At 70.5% G+C, this 6745-nt stretch carries 6 protein-coding genes; 3 read left to right on the top strand and 3 right to left on the bottom strand.

Going from position 1 to position 6745, the window contains the following annotated elements; genetic code table 11:
- Positions 1-164 precede the first annotated feature (164 nt).
- A complete protein-coding gene (locus NBX02_RS03020) occupies positions 165-1403 on the bottom strand; it encodes a glycosyltransferase family 2 protein (RefSeq protein WP_250284740.1) in 1239 nt (412 codons plus the stop codon).
- A gap of 382 nt (positions 1404-1785) precedes the next feature.
- On the opposite strand from NBX02_RS03020, the gene NBX02_RS03015 reads away from it, so the two are divergent.
- Positions 1786-3123 (top strand): UDP-glucose dehydrogenase family protein, encoded by a 1338-nt coding sequence (locus tag NBX02_RS03015; protein ID WP_250284742.1) that lies wholly within the window; start codon positions 1786-1788, stop codon positions 3121-3123.
- 33 nt (positions 3124-3156) lie between these two features.
- On the opposite strand, the gene NBX02_RS03010 is transcribed toward NBX02_RS03015, so the two are convergent.
- Positions 3157-4047 carry a hypothetical protein gene (locus tag NBX02_RS03010; RefSeq protein WP_250284743.1) on the bottom strand — a complete coding sequence of 297 codons (891 nt, stop codon included), beginning with the start codon at positions 4045-4047 and terminating at the stop codon, positions 3157-3159.
- Positions 4048-4548: 501 nt separating this feature from the next.
- Here NBX02_RS03010 and NBX02_RS03005 point away from each other — a divergent pair.
- On the top strand, positions 4549-5562 hold the full coding sequence (locus tag NBX02_RS03005) for a polysaccharide lyase (RefSeq protein WP_250289891.1): 1014 nt from the start codon (positions 4549-4551) through the stop codon (positions 5560-5562).
- 151 nt (positions 5563-5713) lie between these two features.
- Here the strand turns inward: NBX02_RS03005 and NBX02_RS22890 are convergent, their stop codons facing one another.
- Positions 5714-5815: a hypothetical protein gene (locus NBX02_RS22890; protein WP_445548228.1), complete on the bottom strand. Its 102-nt coding sequence runs from the start codon at positions 5813-5815 to the stop codon at positions 5714-5716.
- Here NBX02_RS22890 and NBX02_RS03000 point away from each other — a divergent pair.
- Complete coding sequence (locus NBX02_RS03000) at positions 5802-5942, top strand: hypothetical protein (protein WP_250284748.1); 141 nt, start codon at positions 5802-5804, stop codon at positions 5940-5942. The two genes, NBX02_RS22890 and NBX02_RS03000, sit on opposite strands and share 14 nt — an antisense overlap.
- Positions 5943-6745 lie beyond the last annotated feature (803 nt).

The following is a 6745-nucleotide window of genomic DNA, read 5'->3' as shown; positions in this document are numbered from 1 at the left end:
GGCCGAGCAGCGCGCCCGCGCAGACGCCGCCGGCGAGGAGGCGGGCCCGCGCCCGTCGCCGGCGGCCGGGCGACGGCCTGGCGACGGGCGACGGCCTGGCGACGGACGACAGCCCACGGCGGACAGCGGGCCCGAGCGTCGGGATGATCATGAAACTCCGATCATTATTGGCTCACCCGAACGGAGGCGTCCGACTGCCCCTCGCCGCCTATCAGGTCGGCGCGCCGGGTCAGCCAGCCCTGCTTGTTCATCGTTATGAATGCCCAGGTCTTGATGGGCAGGGCAACGATAACGATCATCACGACCACCACCGGCAGGATGAAGATGTCGCGGGGCTGCTCCCGCAGGTGCGACAGCCCGCGCACGGCGCGTCCGCCCAGCAGCCACGCGACCGCGATGAGGGGGGCGTTCGCCTGCGGCCGGACCATCCAGAACCCCAGATAGGTCATGGCCACCCCCATGGTGACCGGCGTGAGCAGGATCTGGAGAACGCTGATCTGGCAGATCAGCGGCTGCCGCCACAGCCAGCCCTTGTAGATCGCGGTCAGGTAGCAGCGGTAGGAGTTGCGGCTCCACCGCACCCGCTGCTTGATGAACGCCTTCAGCGAGTCGGGGAACATCGATATGGCCCGGGCCGTGTCCTGGTGCACGGTCTTGTAGCCGGACGCGAGGGTGAGCCAGGTCAGCCGCCCGTCGTCCCCGGCGATGCACCGCCTGCCCAGGAAGAACTCGTTCTCCAGGTTGTGCAGCACCGGCAGGATCGCGGACCGGCGGTAGGCCGCCGTCCGCCCGGACAGGCAGGCGACCGCGCCCGCCCGGCCCTGCGCCGGCACGTAGTCGAGGTAACGGATGTCGACCAGCCAGTTGGCCACCCGGCGCCAGACGCTGGTCCGCGCGTTGTAGACGCTCTGCCGGGTGCCGACCCCGCCGACCTTGGGATCGACGAACGGCATCTGGACGGCGGCGAGCAGGCCCGGCTCCCAGGCCGTGTCGGAGTCGCAGAGGACCACGACCTCCTTGGTGGCGGCCTTGATGCCCACACCGAGAGCGGAACGCTTCCCCTCGTGCACGAAGGGAAGCACGCGGAGGTTGCGGTGCTCTCGCGCGTGCCTGCGCAGCCGGCTGATGAGCTCGGTGTCCTCGACGTCCGGGACGATGATGAGCTCGTCGGGGTTCTGCGCCAGCCATGTCTGCAGGCAGCGCTCTATGACATCCGGGTCCTCACGGAAAGAGGGGACGACGACGGATGTGGATGTCCGGAACTTGTTGTTGATCGGCTTGTAACGAGATGACAATACACGTCGGAACAACCACACCGACCACGAGATCACTCCCGCGATCCCCAGGGGAACAAGTCCCCAGTATGATCCGACGCGGTCGATCACGGTACTGAGCGCGTCCATTGCCTGGCGTTTTCCCTCCGAGGGGTTACCGTAAAGACCCACCTGAAAAGTAGCGGCCCGGCGGCCCTCCCTCTCATATCGGCCAAAGACTTGGCCGTCGGACGCGAAGGCGCATAGGACCCTACTCCCGATGGCAGTGCACCGGAGGTTAGCAGTGTGACGTGAATCGCACGCACCCCGGGGTGTCGGTAGCTACAGAACGCACTTACCCTGTCACAAGAAATAACGCGGCCCCGACGGATTTACTCTGCGACTACGAGGCACGTGCATAATGCCCCTTCTTCGCATCGCATGACTCCGGGCGCCGACGAACGTTAACGGATCATGTCGAATACGCAACGCCCATAGTCAGATTACCGCCAACTGGGAGTTGACAAACCACATGGGAACAACAACCGTTGTTGATCCATTGAGAATTTCTGTCATTGGAACCGGCTACCTGGGCGCTACACACGCGGTCTGCATGGCCGAGCTGGGCTTCGAGGTCATCGGCGTCGACGTCGACCCGGTCAAGATCGAACGACTGACCGCCGGCGAGGTGCCCTTCTTCGAGCCCGGGCTGGAGGAGCTGCTCCGCAAGAACCTGGAGTCCGGCCGCCTGTCCTTCACGACGTCGCTGGCGGACGCCGCCGGCGCGGCGGACGTCCACTTTGTCTGCGTCGGGACGCCCCAGCACCCCGAGTCGAACTCCGCGGACATGCGCTACGTCGACGCCGCGGTCAGCGGGCTGATCGCCGGTGGGCTGCGGCCGGGCTCGCTGGTCGTGGGCAAGTCCACGGTCCCGGCCGGGACAGCGGCCCGCCTCGCCGCCTGGCTGGCCGAGCAGGCGCCCGAGGCCGAGCTCGCCTGGAACCCGGAGTTCCTGCGGGAGGGCTTCGCCGTCGACGACACCCTGCGCCCCGACCGGCTCGTGTTCGGCGTCGCGCCCGGCGGCAGCGCCGAGGCGACGCTGCACCGCGTCTACGCGGCAGTGATCGCCGCCGGCACGCCCGTCGTCACCGTCGACTACCCCACCGCGGAGCTGGTCAAGGTGGCCGCGAACGCCTTCCTCGCCACCAAGATCTCCTTCATCAACGCCATGGCCGAGGTCTGCGAGGCCACCGGGGCCGACGTCACCCACCTGTCCAAGGCCATCTCGTACGACACCCGGATCGGCGGCCGCTTCCTACAGGCCGGCCTCGGCTTCGGCGGCGGCTGCCTGCCCAAGGACATCCGCGCCTTCCAGGCCCGCGCGACCGAGCTCGGCGCCGGCCAGGCCGTGGCCTTCCTGGCCGAGGTGGACGCCATCAACCTGCGGCGCCGCGACCGCACCGTCACCCTCGCCACCGAGGCGCTCGGCGGCGACGTCACCGGGAAGGTGATCGCCGTGCTCGGCGCGGCGTTCAAACCCAACTCCGACGACATCCGGGACTCCCCCGCCCTCGCGGTGGCCGACACCCTGCGCAAGGCCGGCGCCACGGTCGCCGTCTACGACCCGGCCGCCATCCCGAACGCCCGGCGGGCCTACCCGGAGCTCATCTACGCCGACAACGCTGTCGACGCCGCGACCGGGGCGCATATTGTGCTCCATCTCACAGAATGGACTGAATTCCGTGAGCTCGACCCGAACGCCCTGACCGCGGTCGTCGCGGCCCGCACCGTCATCGACGGCCGCAACACCCTCAACCCCGCCCAGTGGCGCGCCGCGGGCTGGACGTACCACGCGCTCGGCCGTCCCTGACAAGTCGACGGATCACCAGCATCAGCCGGAGCGTCACGACCGGGTGGACCCGGCGCTCCGGCTGATCGCTACCGCGCTCCGCCCGGCCCACGCGGCGAAGCGCTCCGCCGCCTCCTCGGGCAGGCGGACCGCGAGCCGCTCGTCAGGCCCGAGCCAGCGGACCCGTCCCAGCCCATGGCCGGGACGCGGGCGGCCCGCCGCCGGCACCGGTATCCCCGGCAGCACCGGTATCCCCGGCAGCACCGGTATCCCCGGCATCACCGGTATCCCCGGCATCACCGGCAGCACCGGCATCCCCGCGGCACGGAGCTGCGCCGGTTCCGTCCCGAACGCGAAAACGCGCCCGTCCGACCAGGTGAGCAGTTCCTGCCCCGGATCGCCGGCACGGGCGCAGACAAGCCGCCGACGGTCCGGCTCCCAGATCAGCGCGACCCAGTCCCCGCCCAGCGGCCCGAGACAGCGTTCCCCGTCCCTGCGGTAGGCGGCCGCGAGCAGGCAGGCGTCGGTACAGCCCGCACCGGCAAGAGCGGCGGGCCGACCATCCCGTACGCCGGCCGGCGGCTGCGCCGGCAGACCATCCCGTACGCCGGCCGGCGGCCGCGCGGGCAGGCCTGGCGGCACAGCAACCGACGGTTGGGCATGGAGGCCGGCTGGCGCACTGCCGCGCGGCGCTACCGGGCCGTTCCCGCCCCGGCGCCGTCGTCCGGGGCGGCCGTCGAGGACGACGACCAGCCCCTCCGCGTCCACCGCGATCGGCGGTGTCGGGTCACCGGCGGGCCCCGAGGCCGTCACCACGCCGAACGGCCCGTCGAGGTGCACACCCCGTGCCGGCGGCAGGCCCAGCGACGACGAGGCGAGCATCGCCGTGAGGACCGAACGCCGCACCGGGGCACCGTCCAGGCGCAGCAGCCCGCAAACCGTCATACCCGCTCTCCCGCGATCAGCGGTCCCCGGGCGTCCGCCCGTCCCCCGCCCACTCCCGCCTGTCCCCGCCCGTCCCTGTCCGTCCCCGTCCATGGCTGTCGTCCCTGCCCACGACCGTCATCGACCGGTCGGCAGCGGGTGCGCCACCCGGGCCCCGGCCGCACTGCGTTCAACGCGGAAAGTAGCAGCACACCGTCGCCATGTCGCCGTCGTTCGCCCCGGCCGCCGTTCGCGCCGGGACCGCCACCTGGCAAGCGAAACGATACGGACAATTACCAGCCGGGACGGCGCCGGATTTCCGCCGGAAAACGCGGGCGACGACACTCGCCCGATCCCGGATAAAGATCGGGGCCCGGCACCTAATAGGCCTGCCCCAAAAGGACCACAACGGCCGACGGCCACGGTGACCCACCGATATGCCTCCGAGCGGACAGTGTATCGTAACCCGGAGAATTCTTGAGATCACCCCCAGCCCAGCGGCGCACGAGCGGGAGTCGGTGGATGAACGACGGAAACGGATTGTACCTGCCCGGAGTACCCGGCCCGCGGCCCTCCCGGCCCACCGATGACGGGATCGTTCTCCCGGGCCGGCCGGCCCGGACCCGGCGGGCCGTGCTCGGGTCGGCGCTCGGCCTGCTGGGCATGGCGGCGGCAGGCTGTTCCCGGCCCTCCGACACCTTCGACCCGGCCAGCGAGGTCCTTCCGCCGGATGCCGGCGCTGCCACGCCTCCTCCCGCGCCAGGGCCGCCGCCGACCCTGGCGAACGGGGCCGCGGACTTCTTCGGCAAGGGCCTCATCCCACAGCAGCGGGCAACGTTCGGCCTGGACCGCACGCAGATCCTGCCCTCGGACAACCCGCGCTTCCCCCGGCTGGCCCGGGTGGCGCTGCCGGCCGGCCCGGTCAACGACGACGTCGACCGGCAGGTCTACAACGACGGGAACACCTACGGTGGCAGCCAGCTCTTCCTGGCCATGGAGGGCCGGCCGGCCTACGAGATGTACCTGCGTTACTACGTGAGATTCCCGCACGACTTCGACTTCAACAAGGGCGGGAAACTCCCCGGATTCTACGGGGTCATCTACAAGAAGGAGAACGAGGAGCGCTCCGACACCGACCGGAACGGTTTCGCCAGCCGGTTCGGCTGGCGAAAGGGGGGCGAGGGCATCGTCTATTCCAACACCGCGCGTCCGGACCATCCGGTCAATATTTCCGGCAAGAAGACGTGGACCTGGGAGCTCGACAGGTGGATCTGCGTCGAGCAGGGAGTCCGGCTGAACTTCGAGGACTTCTCCCAGGGGCTGCTGGTCGTCTGGATCAACAACAAGGAAGCCTTCAAGGAGCACGGGTACGACCCCCGCATCTCCGACAAGCTGCGCATCGGCGGGCTCATGTTCTCCGTCGTGTACGGCGGCGGTGACCGCTCGTTCGCCCCCAGGACGGACACCAGCATCGACCTCGCCGGCTTCGCTATCGGCGCCCAACGGGTCGGCCCTCTTCCCGACCCCCCGGACTGAGGGCTCGGGCCGCGCTCCCGGTCCCGGACACCCCCGGCCCGGCGGCCGACGGCCCCCGGAGCGGACGGGCAGCGCCCGGGGGCCCGGCCGGTTCTTCCGTCCCGTACCGCCCCACCCCGACGAGCGGCTGTCCTGCGCGGGGAGAAGGTGCCTACCTCCGGCCGCCGCGGCCGGAACGGGTGGCCAGGCCCGGCTGGCAGTCCGCCAGGTGGGCGTCGAAACCCTGCACGTTCTGCCAGGTGGCGTGGCAGATCCGGCAGTGCGTGGTCTCCGGGTCGCTCCACTGGGCGCTGCAGCCACCGCAGGTCGCCGTCACAGGCGTGTCGCGCCTGCTGATCGGCTGGCCGGCGTTACGGACCGGCAACGGCAACATCGGCTGAGCACGTCGCGACGTGCGGCCTGACGGACTCTGGCGTCGGATCGGCACCCGGTCATCCTGTCCCAGAATAGGCCAACCACGGCGCAACCTCTTCCTATGAGCGTGGCAACGAGACTCAACACGTTCCGCCGGACCCCCGCGCGCGGCCGGCAGCCCCGGCAAAAGCCGGACAAGTCACATATAGTCGACGTATGATCACCTAAAGCTCAAAAAGTATGAAAGGGACGCCGGTGCTGCCGGTGGTGAGGGGAGACGGCGACGAGGGGGGCTCCGGTGGCCTCCGGGCCCGGCCCCGTCGGTGTTCTCTCGCCACCGGTGGGACGACGTCACGGGTACGCGTCCGCGGCGAACTTCACCGCGAGCCCGATGGCCGCGGCACCGATCAGCGGCCGCGGCGCCCGTGCCCGGGCGGTCAGCCCGTCCGGCCCGTCAACACGAAGTGGGTGCCTCCGGACGCCTCGCCGCATACCCACGGGGTGTGCGCCCCAAAGCAAAAAGATCTTCCATGCGGGCAGGCTGTGACCCGGCCCGCATGGCCGTACCACCCCGGTCGCGACCTCATGATCAACACGAGGGACGCAGCGTGATCCCGTCGATCCTCCGCCGTCCGGGTCAGCCGCCCGGACGGCGGAGGATCAGCCCAGCGACACGTTGAGACAGAGCCGCAGGAGCCCGAGCAGGCTCGGGCACGAGTTCTGCCGCGGAGCGGCCTGCTGCTGCGTCGGCGTGGGAGCGGGCTTCGGGGTGGACGCCGCGGCAGGGGCGTTCGCCGCCGGCGCGGGCGCGGCGGGCGCGGGGGAAGCG

The organism is Protofrankia sp. CiP1_Cm_nod1 (genome assembly GCF_920888515.1).
GTDB lineage: Bacteria > Actinomycetota > Actinomycetes > Frankiales > Frankiaceae > Protofrankia.
This window is presented reverse-complemented; position numbering and strand designations above follow the sequence as displayed.

What these genes read in the sequence shown, in the direction of transcription:
- NBX02_RS03010 (WP_250284743.1), bottom strand. Translation starts at nt 4,047, where the DNA reads ATGACGGTTTGCGGGCTGCTGCGCCTGGACGGTGCCCCGGTGCGGCGT.
- NBX02_RS03020 (WP_250284740.1), bottom strand. Translation starts at nt 1,403, where the DNA reads ATGGACGCGCTCAGTACCGTGATCGACCGCGTCGGATCATACTGGGGA.
- NBX02_RS03005 (WP_250289891.1), top strand. Translation starts at nt 4,549, where the DNA reads ATGAACGACGGAAACGGATTGTACCTGCCCGGAGTACCCGGCCCGCGG.
- NBX02_RS03015 (WP_250284742.1), top strand. Translation starts at nt 1,786, where the DNA reads ATGGGAACAACAACCGTTGTTGATCCATTGAGAATTTCTGTCATTGGA.